This is a genomic window from Sinorhizobium sp. P24N7 (genome assembly GCF_042436655.1).
Classification (GTDB): domain Bacteria; phylum Pseudomonadota; class Alphaproteobacteria; order Rhizobiales; family Rhizobiaceae; genus Sinorhizobium; species Sinorhizobium meliloti_A.
Genome location: NZ_JBHMIW010000003.1, coordinates 313778 through 327545, shown reverse-complemented (window position 1 = coordinate 327545; position 13768 = coordinate 313778). Strand labels below are relative to the sequence as shown.

Annotated in this window: 12 protein-coding genes; 2 read left to right on the top strand and 10 right to left on the bottom strand. The window is 60.5% G+C overall.

Annotated elements, in window-relative coordinates:
- Positions 1 to 87: 87 nt before the first annotated feature.
- The 5 genes from ACFHWW_RS06715 to ACFHWW_RS06695 all read right to left on the bottom strand — a co-directional run bounded on the left by ACFHWW_RS06715 (position 88) and on the right by ACFHWW_RS06695 (position 5406).
- On the bottom strand, positions 88 to 1173 hold the full coding sequence (locus ACFHWW_RS06715; protein ID WP_379937736.1) for an ABC transporter ATP-binding protein: 1086 nt from the start codon (positions 1171 to 1173) through the stop codon (positions 88 to 90).
- Complete coding sequence (locus ACFHWW_RS06710) at positions 1170 to 1973, bottom strand: ABC transporter permease (protein ID WP_379937735.1); 804 nt, start codon at positions 1971 to 1973, stop codon at positions 1170 to 1172. The genes ACFHWW_RS06715 and ACFHWW_RS06710 overlap by 4 nt, the downstream gene beginning before the upstream one ends.
- Positions 1970 to 2872, bottom strand: coding sequence for an ABC transporter permease (locus ACFHWW_RS06705; protein ID WP_379937734.1), 903 nt, complete (start codon positions 2870 to 2872; stop codon positions 1970 to 1972). Before ACFHWW_RS06705 ends, ACFHWW_RS06710 begins: the two co-directional genes overlap by 4 nt.
- Positions 2873 to 2880: 8 nt before the next feature.
- On the bottom strand, positions 2881 to 3924 hold the full coding sequence (locus tag ACFHWW_RS06700) for an ABC transporter substrate-binding protein (protein WP_379937733.1): 1044 nt from the start codon (positions 3922 to 3924) through the stop codon (positions 2881 to 2883).
- Between the two features lie 549 nt (positions 3925 to 4473).
- Positions 4474 to 5406 carry a DMT family transporter gene (locus ACFHWW_RS06695; RefSeq protein ID WP_379937732.1) on the bottom strand — a complete coding sequence of 311 codons (933 nt, stop codon included), beginning with the start codon at positions 5404 to 5406 and terminating at the stop codon, positions 4474 to 4476.
- A gap of 133 nt (positions 5407 to 5539) precedes the next feature.
- Here ACFHWW_RS06695 and ACFHWW_RS06690 point away from each other — a divergent pair, with 133 nt between their 5' ends.
- Positions 5540 to 6454 (top strand): LysR substrate-binding domain-containing protein, encoded by a 915-nt coding sequence (locus tag ACFHWW_RS06690; RefSeq protein ID WP_379937731.1) that lies wholly within the window; start codon positions 5540 to 5542, stop codon positions 6452 to 6454.
- Positions 6455 to 6708: 254 nt separating this feature from the next.
- Here the strand turns inward: ACFHWW_RS06690 and ACFHWW_RS06685 are convergent, their stop codons facing one another.
- Positions 6709 to 7050 (bottom strand): helix-turn-helix domain-containing protein, encoded by a 342-nt coding sequence (locus tag ACFHWW_RS06685; protein ID WP_379937730.1) that lies wholly within the window; start codon positions 7048 to 7050, stop codon positions 6709 to 6711.
- A gap of 79 nt (positions 7051 to 7129) precedes the next feature.
- Between ACFHWW_RS06685 and ACFHWW_RS06680 the strand changes: the two genes are divergently transcribed.
- On the top strand, positions 7130 to 8020 hold the full coding sequence (locus ACFHWW_RS06680; RefSeq protein ID WP_379937729.1) for a LysR family transcriptional regulator: 891 nt from the start codon (positions 7130 to 7132) through the stop codon (positions 8018 to 8020).
- Positions 8021 to 8115: 95 nt separating this feature from the next.
- On the opposite strand, the gene ACFHWW_RS06675 is transcribed toward ACFHWW_RS06680, so the two are convergent.
- Genes ACFHWW_RS06675 through traA form a run of 4 tightly spaced genes read right to left on the bottom strand, consistent with a single transcriptional unit; the run spans position 8116 to position 13744 of the window.
- Positions 8116 to 8703 carry a TraH family protein gene (locus ACFHWW_RS06675; protein ID WP_379937728.1) on the bottom strand — a complete coding sequence of 196 codons (588 nt, stop codon included), beginning with the start codon at positions 8701 to 8703 and terminating at the stop codon, positions 8116 to 8118.
- A gap of 16 nt (positions 8704 to 8719) precedes the next feature.
- Positions 8720 to 9880, bottom strand: coding sequence for a conjugal transfer protein TraB (locus tag ACFHWW_RS06670; protein WP_379937727.1), 1161 nt, complete (start codon positions 9878 to 9880; stop codon positions 8720 to 8722).
- Positions 9870 to 10436, bottom strand: a complete 567-nt coding sequence (gene traF / locus ACFHWW_RS06665; RefSeq protein WP_379937726.1) for a conjugative transfer signal peptidase TraF — start codon at positions 10434 to 10436, stop codon at positions 9870 to 9872. Before traF ends, ACFHWW_RS06670 begins: the two co-directional genes overlap by 11 nt.
- On the bottom strand, positions 10433 to 13744 hold the full coding sequence (gene traA, locus ACFHWW_RS06660; RefSeq protein WP_379937725.1) for a Ti-type conjugative transfer relaxase TraA: 3312 nt from the start codon (positions 13742 to 13744) through the stop codon (positions 10433 to 10435). Before traA ends, traF begins: the two co-directional genes overlap by 4 nt.
- Positions 13745 to 13768 lie beyond the last annotated feature (24 nt).

Here is a 13768-nt window from a genome sequence, read left to right as displayed (position 1 = left end):
GTCATCGTGATGCTAGGGCGCCGGGGCGGTTGATCTCCAATATTGATGGCGCCGCATTGATACGCGACGCCTATGAATCAGGACGTCTCAATCGCTGAGTACGTGAACGTCCTCGGGATCGATCCCGAGGGCTACTTCGTCGCCGACGGCCGGCAGCATCGTCGATCGTGACGAGCGCACCAGCACGGACAGGCAAAGGCCACCGTCGAGATCGACCAACAGCTCGACATTTCCGCCAAGATTGACGACCCTGAGAACGATAGCTTGGAGGCGGTTCACCTCTTCGGGATGTGGAACCGATGGATCGATGAGCACGATGCTTTCCGGTCGAACCGAGCAATAGCGGATCGGCGCTGCGCGAGGGCCGGGGCCCGACCTCCGCAAGACGGGACCTCCGTCAATTGCGAGCTCAAGGAAGTTCGACGTCTGGACTGTTGCGGCAACAGGCAGGATGTTGGACCTGCCGATGAAATCCGCCACGAAACGCGAGCTTGGATCGCGATAGATGGCGCTCGGCTCTCCTTGTTGGGCGATTTCGCCCTGCCACATGACGACGATGCGATCGGACATCGCCATGGCTTCCTCCTGGTCGTGCGTGACGTATACGAAGGTCATGCCGAGCTGTTCCTGGATTTCCTTGAGCTCGATGCGCATCGCCTCGCGAAGCTTGAGGTCCAGGTTCGACAAGGGCTCATCGAGAAGCAGGACGGATGGTCGCGGCGCAATCGCGCGTGCAAGCGCCACGCGCTGCTGCTGCCCGCCGGATAGTTCCTTTGGATAACGTCCCTCGAATCCCTCGAGATGAACGCTGCGCAGCGCAGCACGAACGGACCTCTCGATCTCCTCGCGCGGGAGCCTTTTCATCCTGAGGCCAAAACCGACGTTCTCGGCGACGGTCATGTGCGGAAACAAGGCATAATTCTGGAACACCAGACCGATATTGCGCCTCTCGGGAGGTACCCGGATCTGGCTCTTGCCGCGGATGCGGATGTCGCCGGCCGATGGCGCGCTGAAGCCGGCAATCATGTTGAGTGTCGTCGTCTTGCCGCAGCCGGAGGGGCCGAGGATGCTGACGAACTCTCCCTTTGGGATTTCGAGATTGATGTCCTTTACGGCCGCGACGCTCGCATAGGACTTGCTGACAGAGACGAGTTCGATGTCGAAGTTGCTCATTTGCTTCCACCGTGGAGTTGTGCCGAGAACCCGCCGATCTTTTCAAAGAGGAAGATGATCGCGAGGATGAAGATCATCGAGGCAACGTTGACTGCCGCCATGACGGGCTCGAGGCTGTATTCGAGATAGTTGATGACCGTGATCGGCAATGTCGTGTCGCCCGGTCTGACGAGAAAGACCGAGAGCGGAATGTTGTTGAACGAGATGATGAATGCGAAGGTCACGCCGGAAAGGACCCCCGGCTTGATCATGGGCAGCAGCACATGCTGAATCCTCTGGCGCTTGCTCGCGCCAAGGATCTGCGCTGCTCGATCGAGGCTCGCGTCGAAGTTTGCCAACGACGTCGCCACCATCCGAATGACGAAAGGCAGTGCGAGCACGACATGAGCGGCGATCAAAGCCGGCGTCCCGAGCAGTCCCTGCAATCCGACAATCGAGAGGAAGAGAACGATCGCCACGCCTTTCACGATCTGCGGCACCGAGAGCGGCGACAGCAGGTAGGACATGATGGCATCGCTCCCCGGGATGCGCTCGTAGGCGATCACGTAGGCGGCCAACAGACCGAGGATGCCGCTGATGGCAGCAACGACCGCAGCGATCCGGACACTTAGGAAGAATGGGTCGAGCCAGCGCTCATCGAAGAGTTCGACGTACCATTGGCCCGTCCATTCCCAAGGCCTGAAGGTCACCGCGCTCGAGGGGCTGAGCGACGCCGCAACGACCACGACGAGCGGAAGGGTGATGAAGGCAAGCACGCCAAGGAGCACTGCCCAGTAGAGGACCGAGAGCACCCTGTTCATGAGGTCGCTCCTTTGACGGCATCTCGCTGCCCTCTGCGGCGGGACTCGTATTTCACGCCAAGGAACGAAATCCCGAGCATCATTAGCAGAAGCGCAATGGCCATGACTGAGGCAAAGGGCCAGTTGATGTAGAAGAGCACCTGCTCATAGATCATTGTCGCGAGCACCTTGAAACCTGCACCACCAAGCAGCGCCGGTGTGGCGTACGCACTTGCCGCCATCGTGAAGGAGATCAGGAGCGAACTGACGATACCCGGAACGGAGAGGGGGAGAAGAATGTGTCGGATCACCGAGGTTCGTGAGGCCCCCAGCATCTGAGCAGCCTTCTCGAGATTGGCGTCTATCCCCTGAATGCTCGTCGTGAGCGACAAGATGCCGAAGGGCAGCACCACGTGCGTCAATCCCACAACCACGGCGAAGAGGTTCTTCGACAGGGGGAGGGGAGAGGCGATGATGCCAAGGTAAAGAAGGGCGTCGTTGATGAAGCCTCGGTCCTCCAGAATGATCAGCCACCCGTAGGTGCGCAAGACGACGCCGGCGAGCTCAGGGGCGAGCGCCAATGCAAAGACCACCGCCCGCCAACGCGTCTTGGAGCGCGCGAGGAAATGGGCCACCGGATATCCGAGTACAGTCACGCAAATGGCGACAAGCAGCGACATGATCGCCGTTCGGCAGAAGCCGGCAAGTGACAGGCCGTCGGTAAAGAAGCGCTCGTAATTCGCGAGGGTAGGAGCCAGCGTCTCTGCGTCGACAAAGCTCATGCCGATCATCATCCCCATCGGCATGGCGAAGAACACCAGGAGGACGAGGAAAGATGGAGAAAGAGCCAGATAGCTCTGCGATCTGCCAGGCCCGGACAGGCGCTTCCTTGCGGGCAAATTCAGGACAATGGTGCTCATGGTACCTCTCAATTCGCCTGAGGAACGATCTCGCGTTCCCAACGCTCGGCCCAGAAAGGCAACTTTTCGGCAATCTTGGAGAGATCCGGGAGATGGAGGCTCGCAAGGTCCGCCTGGCTTGTGATCTGCCGTTGGCGAATGGCTTCAGGGACCTCGATGTCCACCCGCGCACTGCCGACCTTGTATCCGCCGACCCAGGCCTCCTGGCTTGCCTTTTCCAGGAAGAAGTCGATGAACTTCAGCGCCGCCTGCTTGTTCTCCGCGCCTGCCGGCACGTTCAGCGTCGCAATCAGCGGGATGGTGCCCTCTTTCGGCCGGACGTAGTCCACGGGAGCGCCCTCGTCCACGAGGAGTTGGGCGCGGCCGTTCCAGAAGGGCATCGCCCACACCCTCCCCTCCTTGATGTAGCTTTCCAGGATGGCTGAAGACTGCTCGAATCCGATGGACTGGCTGGAGACACGCGCCATGGCGGCAAAGCCGGGATCGAGGTTGTCGATGAGATCGCCGCCGTTGGTCACCGACATCATTTCCAGGAGATAGACGGCCATAATGTTCTGGAACGTGGGAAGTACAATCCTCTGGTTCAGTTCCGGAGCCATAAGGTCGCTCCACGACGCCGGCGCAGACTTCAACTTGTCGGTCCTGTAGAGAAGCGACAGATACTGGATCTCATGGACCGCCCCGCACGGGCCCGCCGCCTGGGCGAGGCTCGGAGCGAGCTTGGCAAGGTTCGGAATGGCCTCGACGGTCAGCTTTTCGAGAAGCCCATCCTTGCAGCCCTGCAGTGACTGCGACGCGGTCATGACGGCGACATCGAAGCCGGGCCGCCCTCTCGTGGCTTTGATCTTGGCGTAGTCCTGCGAAGCCGATCCGACGGCGTCGTAGACGACATCGATACCGAAGCGCTCCTCGAAAGGCTCGATGATCTTCTCGTGGATGATCGCCTCATAGGGCCCTCCGTAGCTGTTCACGACAAGGGTTTCGGCCTGCGCAAGCCCTAGGGAAGCCCCTAGCGCGAGCGCAACGAAGGCGAAGTACCTCTTTGTTCCCACAGTATTTTCTCCCATTCGGTGATGTTCAGGCCGAATGGTGCTGGCTCGGAGTCCGCAGGTCTAATAGGGATTGCCGGTGATTATTGTCTGGGAGATATCAATCCCGCGTTGGCGAGGCAGGTGACATTACCACCACTCCCATTTCGGCGACTTCTTAGGGGCAAGCGTTATACTGTATCTGCGGAAATGTTATAACTCGACGAGTAACGGGATTCGGGAAGGGTGAAGGCCTCACGTGATGGCGTCCGATCAACTCAACTGTCCTTGTCCGTCAAACTCGGTTTCGTTGCGGTCGGCGATGAGCTCGTAGTCAGAATCGACCTCGATCCTTTGGATCCGATTTACCGGCTTGCGAGGGGGTGCGCCTCGATGTCCCACGCTAGATCCACGGCTCTGTCATAGCGGCACAACGTCTAGGCATCGATACCGTTTAAGGCGGACGACTCCGGAAGGTAGAGGTCGCAACAGCCGGAGATCAATCGTCTCAGATGGGTGGGAAGCGGAGATTCGTTGGTCATGCCGCGAATGGCGCATTTGCGGACGGAGCGGTCATTCTCGGCAATTCGTCTTCGGCCGCCGGATCACCACGAGGCCAGCCAAGGCGATAAGGCCGATGCCGAGCATTGAGGCCGCGTCGAGCTTTTCCGAAAACAGGATCACCCCAAGCAACACGGCAAAGGCGAGATAGGAGAAGTCCCAAGTCGAGATGACCGAGGACGGCCCCAACTGGTAGGCGAGGGCCGTTCCGACGCTGCCCGTCAGCATTGTCAGGCTGAGGACGACGATCAGGCCCCATTGGAACCACCCCATCCCGATCCAACTGCCGAGGAACTGGCTCGGGGCTGTGGTCGCAACTTCGCCCCCGCCGCCAAGCCAGGCCGCAGCGCCAAGACCGATGGCGATCAGGTTGAACATCAGGGCAAGGACGAAGGGATTTTCGGCCCGGCTTTTCGTGCGGGTAACGACCATCGCCAGCGCATAGAGCATCGCGGATGCCAGCGGCAACAGGGCATAAGCGTTCAGATCCCCGGCTTGCGGCTTCAGCATCAGCAGCACGCCAACGAATCCGATCCCGACTCCGACCCAGCCTTGAAGTCCGATCGGCTCCTTGATCCAGATCGCTGCGAACAGCGTGATGAACAGTGGGATCGTGTAGTAGATCGCCGCCGCCATCGAGAAGTCCAGCCTCGGCAAGGAGGCGTAATAGAGTAAAAGGCTGACCAGAAGCAGACTGCTGCGGAGGAAGGCCCAGCCCGGCGAGATTGGCCGCAAGGACACCCCCGGAAAGCGCAGCCGCAGGATCAGGACGATGAGCGGAAGCGTGACGCAGGACCGCAGGAAGATGAACTGCGACAGCGGCATGTCCGAGATCGTGATCTTGATGATCGCGTCCGCGATAGCAAGGGTAAGATCGGTGAACACCATTACGAGGATGGCGATCCCCACCCGGTCGGCCTTGGGGACAGCTTGACTGATCGACATTGCTTTCTCCGCAGCTTCAACCAGCGACAGGGTTTATCGGACTGGCTTCGTTCGTGCAATTTCCCGCAACCGGATACATTGTCCGTCGGTGCGGACAAATGATAGCCTCCAGCGATGACCGTGGAGGACTGACATGGGCAGCGCAGACGATATGATCCTTCTGGCGGAAATAGCCGAGGTGGGCAGTTTCACGGCGGCCGGGGTCCGCCTCGGGATGCCGAAATCCACAATCAGCCAGCGCATCGCTCAACTGGAAGAACGGCTCGGGCTGCGCCTGCTTAACCGTTCAACCCGGCATGTCAGCCTGACTGGCAGCGGACAGGTCTATCTCGAACACTGCCGCCGCGTCCGGGCGGAAGTCGCCGCAGCGAACATGGCGATGAGCAACCTCCGGGAGCAGCCCATCGGCACGTTGAAGATTACCTGCCCCGAGGTCACGGCAACCTATTTCATGCCCGGCTTTCTGCGCGGCTTCACCGAGCGCTTTCCCCGGATCGCCATCGAGTTAATTGCCACCAATCGGCATCTGGACATCATCCGTGAAGGCATCGACTTCGCGTTCCGTGTCGGATCGGCTTCCGGCGGAGATCTGATCATCCGCAGGATTTCGGCGATTAAGCGCGTTCTGGTCGCCTCGCCTACCTATCTTGAAGCCGCCGAACCGATTGCCGCGCCGAAGGATCTTGTTCGGCACCGCTGCCTTCTACACGACGCTCAGCCTGAATGGGTGTTCTCGAACGGCGACACCCAAGTCGCGTTGCGGCCAACCGCTGTTGCGGCCACCGACTCGATGGGGTTCCTACTGCAATCCGCTTTGTCAGATGGCGGGATCGCCCTGCTGCCCGCCTATGTCTGCCAACCGTCCATTGCGGTCGGCAGGCTGATCGCGCTCCTGCCGACATGGATGGCACCGTCCTACGAAATGTCCCTTATCTTCCCCAACCGAAAAAACCAGTCCAGTGCGCAGGTGGCGTTCCGATCCTATGTCAACACTTGCAGCTTCGCAGGTTTTTCCGGTAGCTCTGGTCCGGAGCCAACCGGATATTGACGGGCGTGGCCGCCGCTCGAAGAGGCTTCATGAAAGTTCCTTCTAGATGGTGGCGCGCTGTACCAAGGTCCGCAATGGGTTTGGTCAAGACATTCGTCGCGGCGCTTGCCGATGCCCGCAATGGGTCGAGAGCAGCCCTGCATAGGCAGCCTCGTGCGCACTTCGCAGGAACACAGAGGGTTGTCCCCGTTTCGTGCTTCAAGACCGCGTAAGGTATCGATTGGAACTCGAAAGACTGACGCCGGAATGCGAGACTAAGCGGCTGCGTCATTTCGCGCACAGGCAAGAGCTTCGATCATGATTGCCACTCTTTGAAGATCATCGCTCCGCAGGGCTTGTACGGCTGCAACGATCCGCTCCTGGAACAACTCTTCTGAAGTGCGAACCTGCTCGTCTAGGTTCATGCCTATCAGTTCGTCCACACTCGTACCGAGGACGTTGGCAATCCGCACAAGCGTCGAAAGATCGGGTTCTCGGCGCCCGCTGACGTAATTTCCATATCGGCGATCGCTAAGGCCAGCGCGGCGCGCGACCTCTGCATTTGAAATCCCTAATCGTTCGGCTCGGCGACGCAGATTCGTGGCGAATGGCTCCATACACACATTTTGTTCATGACAAACCACACGGGTCCATGTACGTTATGTTGCGTAATAAACCAACAAACTGTGGGTTGCCATGGAACTGCGCCAGCTGGGTTATTTCGTTGCGGTGGCTGAGGAGCTGCACTTCGGCCGGGCGGCAGCACGGGTGCGCATCGCGCAGCCGGCACTGAGCAACCAGGTGCAGGCGCTGGAAAAAGAGCTCGGCGTCCAACTGTTCACGCGCACGACCAGGCGGGTGGCGCTGACCAGGGCAGGGGAGGTGTTCTACGATCGCTGCATCCGGATTTTGAGCGAGGTCGATTTGTCGGCCGAGGTGGCGCGCTCGGTGGCCGGCAAAAGGGTGAAGACGATCAAGATCGGCACCGTCTATCCGGCCACCATCGGCGTGCTGCCGGCGTTCATGGCCCGCATTGCCAGAAAGTACCCGGAGATCCAGCTGCATATTGCGAGCGGCACCACCAACGACATCATCCGCAATATCGAGAACGGCCAGATCAATCTCGGTTTCATCCGGCCGGTCGAGAACATCGGCTCGCTTCGCTTCTTCTCGATCGCCTATGAGCGCTATCTACTGGCGGTGGAAAAAGGCAGTCCGCTTGCCGTCCGAAGCGAGATCGGCATCGAGGATCTGCGAGACCAGAAGATCATCTCCTTCTCCCGGTCGAACCTCTCGTACACCGAGCGCTATTTTTCGGAGAAGTTCGAGGAGCACGATCTGACGAAGAACATTGCTTATACCTGCGACGACACCTTCTCGCTTGTCTCCCTGGTCTCCGCCGGGCTCGGCATCGGCTTTGCGCCGGAATGGACGGAGGGCATGCCAAACCGCAATTTCGAGCTGAGAAAGGTGAGGGGCGTCGACTTCCGCATCGGGCTCGGGGTTGCCTGGAACAAGGAGGACCCGACCGCCGGCCGAGACGACATCATCGACATTGCCCGCTCGCTGGCGCGGCCGGGAAGGTAAGGGGAGGCGTAAGGGGTCGGTTACTCGATTTGGAGCGGAGGAGACGTCGGCGGAATGCCGGAACACCCAGTATAGGCATTTCCTGTCGCTAGGCTCTATTGGCCGCCAATTCGGGAGAGATCGATCCGCATTTCTGCTTTGCCGACTTCGGCAGCGTTTGTCTGCAACTCGATCACCTCAGCGTCCTCATCTTTCATGTCAGGGGTGACAACAAGCCTTGCCTCCGCACCAGGGTCTGGCGCCTGAAACACACTCACGCCCTCGAATTCGCCAGTCTTCCATGCGTAGACCGCATCCTCGAAAATCTGAGGGAAAACCTCTTGGCTCGTCGGGTTGCCGTACCACTTGGCGACGATTCGCAAGACTTTGGCGAACATCGCCGTGCCCATGCGGAGGTTCCCGCAGGCATCGACCAGATCGAGCTTCAGATCTGCCGCCTCCACGCTGGCGCCGGCCGGAAACTGCGTCAGGCCGACACGAACCACTGCCTGGCCGACATATTGCCGGACGATCGCCATCGCCTCGTCGGCCGAAGTCGCCTTCGGAACGAGAACCAATCGGCTACCTGATTTGACGGTGACGGCGAAGGGATCATTCGATCCTGCGGCGGAGACGAACTGCTCGACGATCGCGGGCTTCAGTGAGGGGTCGGCGCATTGTTGAATCAGGGCAGCATCGAGCATAAGGGCTCCTCGGCACTTAAGTGTTGAAGGAAAAAATGACGGGTTTGGCGAATAGGCGCCCCCAGGCTTGCGTGCTCGCGCGTTGAATGGCGACGATGGATGTCCCTTTGGTCCACCAGCCGTTGCCGACCGCGACAATAACGTCCGGATCATGGAACATGGATTGGAGGACGGGCCAGGCGATCAGTTGCTCATAGCAGATCAGTGCCGCTGCCCGCCCGTTGCCGACGGCCACGGTCGGGTTGGCGAAGAGATGCGCCCTTGCGCCGCCGCTCTGACCGAGCAAGGGGCGCCAAGGTTGCCACATCGAGCCTGGAACCGGCATGCGCTCCCGATAGAGGAGTTGCGCGCCGTCACCGGAGATGGCGATCAGAACATTATCGTATCCGCCTGCATCGACAACTGCGGCGCCGGCGATAACGGATATGTCCGTTCCCTGTAGAGCCCGCACCCAAAACCGCTCGACGGTCGGCGTCCAGAAGCCCAGGGAGCTTTCGGGCAGCACGATATGGCGGATGTCACCAGATGCCCGCTCCGTCACCGTGGCAATCAGATCACGGTGATGCTGCATGCTGGTGTCCCGGCCGAGCGAAGCGCCCAATTCGAGATCGACGCCCTGCCAAGCTTCCGGCACCGTCGGCTCGGTCCAGAATGCGGCGGACCACGACCAAAAGCCCAGTAGGGCGATTGCGACAGCCGGCCACATGCGGGTTACGAGACCCATGAGGCCGGCTGTCGTGGCGGCAAGTCCCCACCATCCCCATCCTGGAAACAGCACGCCCGCGGCCGTGATCGGATGAGCCCAGCCGGTAATGCCGAATGGCGGAATGGCCATAAGGACGGCTGCCAAAAGGTAGCGAGGCGAACGAGGGCCGACTTTCGTCCAGAGAGCCGTATGCACCGCGACAAAGCTGAGAGATGCACATAGCCAAAGCAATAATCCCGGCCATAGATCGGAGGAATAGAAGGTCGCTACGCCCTGCGGTAATCCCCGAGACGTCGCCAGGAAGTAGCCAGCAGAGACAAACGCGGCCGTCAGTCTCGTTCGTGCAAGCGCCCAGAGGACCGGAAATGTGAATGCGACCGGAAGAAGCAGGACGTGGCCACTCCATCCCACCGTTCCGGCGACGATTGACGCGACAACCAACAGCGTCGCCCGAACCTGATCAGGGCGCATAGGTGAGCACCTGTTGCGCGACGCCAAGGATGCCTGAAGTGGGCAGGGGACCGAAATAGCGGGAGTCATAGGAGCCCTTGAACGGTGAATGGAGAAAGATACTTTCTCCCGGCACGATGCCGCCGAGAAACGGTGTCATCGGTCGACCCTTGCCGTCCCGCTCGGCCAGATCGGAAAATGGGACCGGTCGCCCGTCGATCGCCACGTCAGCGCCGATTTTGACATGCTGGCCAGCAACGGCGATGACCATCTTGATGAGCGGTGCGATGCCGCCTGGGCACATTCCGGAGCGGAAATAACCACGCTCTCTCGCCTCCCTCATCGCCGCGGTTTGCGGAGGGCAAATGAATACGATGTCTCCAGGAGCCGCCGGGCGATCGAGGGGCACGATCCGCCAGAAACCGACAGGTTCACTCGGCGTCAGGTTGATGCGGTATCCGCCGACGATAGCGGCAGCAACACCGCCGCCAATGATGGATGCCGCCAAGAACAAGAGCACGACTGCATTCGTCCTCTGAGCGCTTCGCATGCAACACGAAAACACCGGTGCCGTCATTTGAGTGAGAGCCCCTGACTCTTTGTCTGGCGCACGGTCTCCGCCCGTTTCAGGGCCTCGGTCGTGCCCTCATGCACGGAGAGCTGCTGCACCGTCCGCATCGAATTCCACGCCGCTTGTACATCGGCCTTCTGTCCGGCCGTCATTCCTGCAGTGACGGCATTGAACGTCTGTCCATTGGGCTCCTCCGCAGCAAGAGACAGGAAGGTCCGCTCGCCGAACCGCTCCGATACCGCCTTGGCAAAACCCTCCAGTTCCGCCTTCACTTGTCTGTCGGCGAGTGCATATTCGAGGCCGGCGGGCAGGTCGTTCCTGTCGATCGCATCGCGAACGCGTTCCAACGTTTGTTTTGCGGTTGGCGACAGTGCGGGAATATCGATCGAGACCTTCAGACGGACGGCACGCTCCTCGACCTCATACTTGCGTTCGGCGTCCGCCCGCTGGCGCAGATAGCGCTCAAGGCTACGGGCCAGCGCCGGCGCGCTGGTGAGGGCCTTTTCTCGCTCCCGTTTGTCGGCGCGGCTGGCGAAAATCCCGGTCTTGCCCTTCAGTGGGCCGAAGTGTTCGGGCTCCGATCCGAGCTTGGCGATCGTGGATTTCGCAACGGTCTCGTCTTTCAGCATGGCGTCGACATTGACAGCCATGAACGCGCTTTCCGGCTTGGCGTAGACGAGGTGGAATCGGGTCGAGACTTCCTCCCATTGCTTCTTCAAACCCGGATCGGCGGCGACCTTGTCCTCGATCACCTGGTCGACCGATTTGGCGAAGGTTGTGATGCCCGAGACCATCGGCTTTGCCTCCTTGGTGCTGCTTCGGGTTGGGGATTGCACGGCGCCACGGACGAGCCCGAGCTTTCCGGCAACGCCAGCAAGACGGGCACTGAGATTGGCAAGCTTTTGCTTCTGACTGACGACCCATTCCAGCCGGTCGCGAACCAGGGTTCGGGCGACATTGACAAGATGCAGACCGCGGGTTTCGGCAAAACGAAGCGCCTGACGGTAGAAGGCACTTTTCTCGTAATCGAGCGTCGTTTCCTTCGCATTCCTTCGCGACAGGATCGGGATCAACCCACCGTTCTTCGCAAAGGATCTGCGGCCGTAATAAACAGCCAGATCCTCCCGATGACGCGTCATGGCGACATAGGTGAGATGGCGGTCCAGCGAAAGGGAGGCGAGCACCTTGACTTGGTCGACGGTGGCGCCCTGGCTCTTGTGGATGGTCGTGGCATAGCCATGATCGAGGTTGTTGTAGAAGCGCTGTTCGACCAGCGCTTGGCGGGCGTTCTGCCCATCGCCGATCAGCGCGGTGATGCGTCCCGGTCCCACCTCGACGACCTTCGCTAACATGCCGTTCTTGACGCCCAGTGATCCCTCGTTTTTCAGGAATACGATCTGGTCGCCAACCGCGAAATTGCGATCGCCGTCGGCGGTCTTGAACATGGCCCCCTTCCCGAGAGCCCCTCGTTCGGTGAGTTTGATGCGCGCCATCTGGTTCAGCATGCGAACGTCACGGCGGAGATGCGCAAGGATCAGCGACGTCTTCGTCGGATCGTAATCGCGGTTCCAGGCGGCGATGAGGTTGTCGACTGCGTCGACCTTCAGGTCCGACCCGATTACCCTGCCATTGGCGCGGTAAGCATCGATCGCCTTGCCGACCTTGCCGCGCGCGAGATCAAGTGAGGCATCGCGCATCCATTGCTGGCGCTGGCGGTAGATCGATTCGAGTTCGGCATAGCCGATCCGGTCGGCAATGGCGCGGAAGGCGGCCCCTGCCTCGATCGGTTGAAGCTGTTCGGGATCGCCGACGAGGACGAGCTTGGCACCGGCCTTCGTCACGGCTTCGACGAACAGCGCCATCTGGCGCGACGACACCATCCCGGCCTCGTCAAGGACGAACACCGTCTTGCCATCGAGATGATCGCGTCCTTGGTTCCAGCGGAGCTCCCATGACGCAAGCGTCCGAGAGATGATGCCCGCTTCTTTCTCCAGGCCCTCGGCGGCCTTCCCGGCAAGTGCTGCGCCGACAACACGATAGCCTGCCGCTTCCCAGGCCTCGCGCGCCGCCTTCATCATCGTGGTCTTGCCGGCGCCGGCGCGGCCGATCACGGCGGCGATCCGCTCGACGCCCGCCACATGCTCGATCGCGGTTTTCTGCTCGTCCGACAGACGCTCGTGGCGCTTGAATGTCGCGGCAAGCACTGTGTCACGAACGCCATGCGACGATCGCTGCGACAGCCAGATGGCGCGATTGGCCATATCGGCTTCCAACCGGATCATTTCACGGGTCGTGTACTTGGCGGGCAAGCGGGTACCGCTGGCAAGGTCGACCCGCTCGCGCTCGATGCGGAACGTTTCGGGGCAGAGCAAGATTCGAACCATGAGGCTTTGGAACAGCACCGCGTCGTCGACGTAGCGGTGCAGGATCTTTGCCACGTCCCGTTCATCAAAGACACTCTTCTCGCGCATGATCAGGTCGAGGACGAGTTGCGGATTCCTGTCGATCCGCCTGACGTTTTCGCTCCGCCTGGCTTCCTGCAGATCGAGTCGTTCGAGCTCCACAGGCTTTGACGCGCTATCGAATTTCCGCTCAATCGCCTTCGTGCCGACGCCGAGATGGATGGTCGGCTCGAGATCGATCCCTTGCTTCTCAAAGGAGCGGCCATCGACGCGAATGTCGAGACCGGCAAGCGCCAGATGCCGGTTCTGACAGGCAAACCAGCCATCTCGAAACGCGTTGAAATCGTCGATGCCGCCGGCCCAAAGCTCATAGACGATCTTGCCGGCGTCATTGCGGATCGGATTGCCGTCCGGGCCGAGAACCGGGACCTTCTTGGTGCCGAAACCGTCCTCCGTCAGCGGTCGCAAGGTGGTCATGAGGTGGACATGAGGATTGCCCGGCGCGTCATGGTAGACCCAGTCAGCGACCATGCCCTTCGCCGTGATATGCTGCTCGACGAAATCTCGCACCAGCGCGATGTTCCGCTCGGCGGTCAGCTCGATCGGCAAGGCGATCGTCACATCTTTGGCGAGCTGAGCGTCGGAGCGCTTCTCGAAATCTTCGACCCTATTCCAGAAAGCCTCGGAGGCGCCGGAAACAGAGCGGCCGGCAATCATCTCGCGCAACCAATACGGCGCGTCGGCGGGAATTACGAACTCTTCGTGGAGCAATCCCTGCTTGGCGCGATAGTCGATAGTCCGCGCCTCGCGCTCGAACTCCATCTTGGCGCAGTGCCGGTAGGCCGCCGACAGGACGGCGCTTCGGCCGGAGCCGCGGGTGACGACGCTGACGGAGAAATGGGGGACGGCCACAGCGGATTTCCTTCCCGATTGCGA

Excerpts from the sequence above, each read along its gene's own strand:
- ACFHWW_RS06715 (WP_379937736.1), bottom strand. The coding sequence starts at position 1,173 with ATGAGCAACTTCGACATCGAACTCGTCTCTGTCAGCAAGTCCTATGCG.
- ACFHWW_RS06710 (WP_379937735.1), bottom strand. The coding sequence starts at position 1,973 with ATGAACAGGGTGCTCTCGGTCCTCTACTGGGCAGTGCTCCTTGGCGTG.
- ACFHWW_RS06705 (WP_379937734.1), bottom strand. The coding sequence starts at position 2,872 with ATGAGCACCATTGTCCTGAATTTGCCCGCAAGGAAGCGCCTGTCCGGG.
- ACFHWW_RS06695 (WP_379937732.1), bottom strand. The coding sequence starts at position 5,406 with ATGTCGATCAGTCAAGCTGTCCCCAAGGCCGACCGGGTGGGGATCGCC.
- ACFHWW_RS06690 (WP_379937731.1), top strand. The coding sequence starts at position 5,540 with ATGGGCAGCGCAGACGATATGATCCTTCTGGCGGAAATAGCCGAGGTG.
- ACFHWW_RS06685 (WP_379937730.1), bottom strand. The coding sequence starts at position 7,050 with ATGGAGCCATTCGCCACGAATCTGCGTCGCCGAGCCGAACGATTAGGG.
- ACFHWW_RS06680 (WP_379937729.1), top strand. The coding sequence starts at position 7,130 with ATGGAACTGCGCCAGCTGGGTTATTTCGTTGCGGTGGCTGAGGAGCTG.
- ACFHWW_RS06675 (WP_379937728.1), bottom strand. The coding sequence starts at position 8,703 with ATGCTCGATGCTGCCCTGATTCAACAATGCGCCGACCCCTCACTGAAG.
- ACFHWW_RS06670 (WP_379937727.1), bottom strand. The coding sequence starts at position 9,880 with ATGCGCCCTGATCAGGTTCGGGCGACGCTGTTGGTTGTCGCGTCAATC.
- traF (WP_379937726.1), bottom strand. The coding sequence starts at position 10,436 with ATGACGGCACCGGTGTTTTCGTGTTGCATGCGAAGCGCTCAGAGGACG.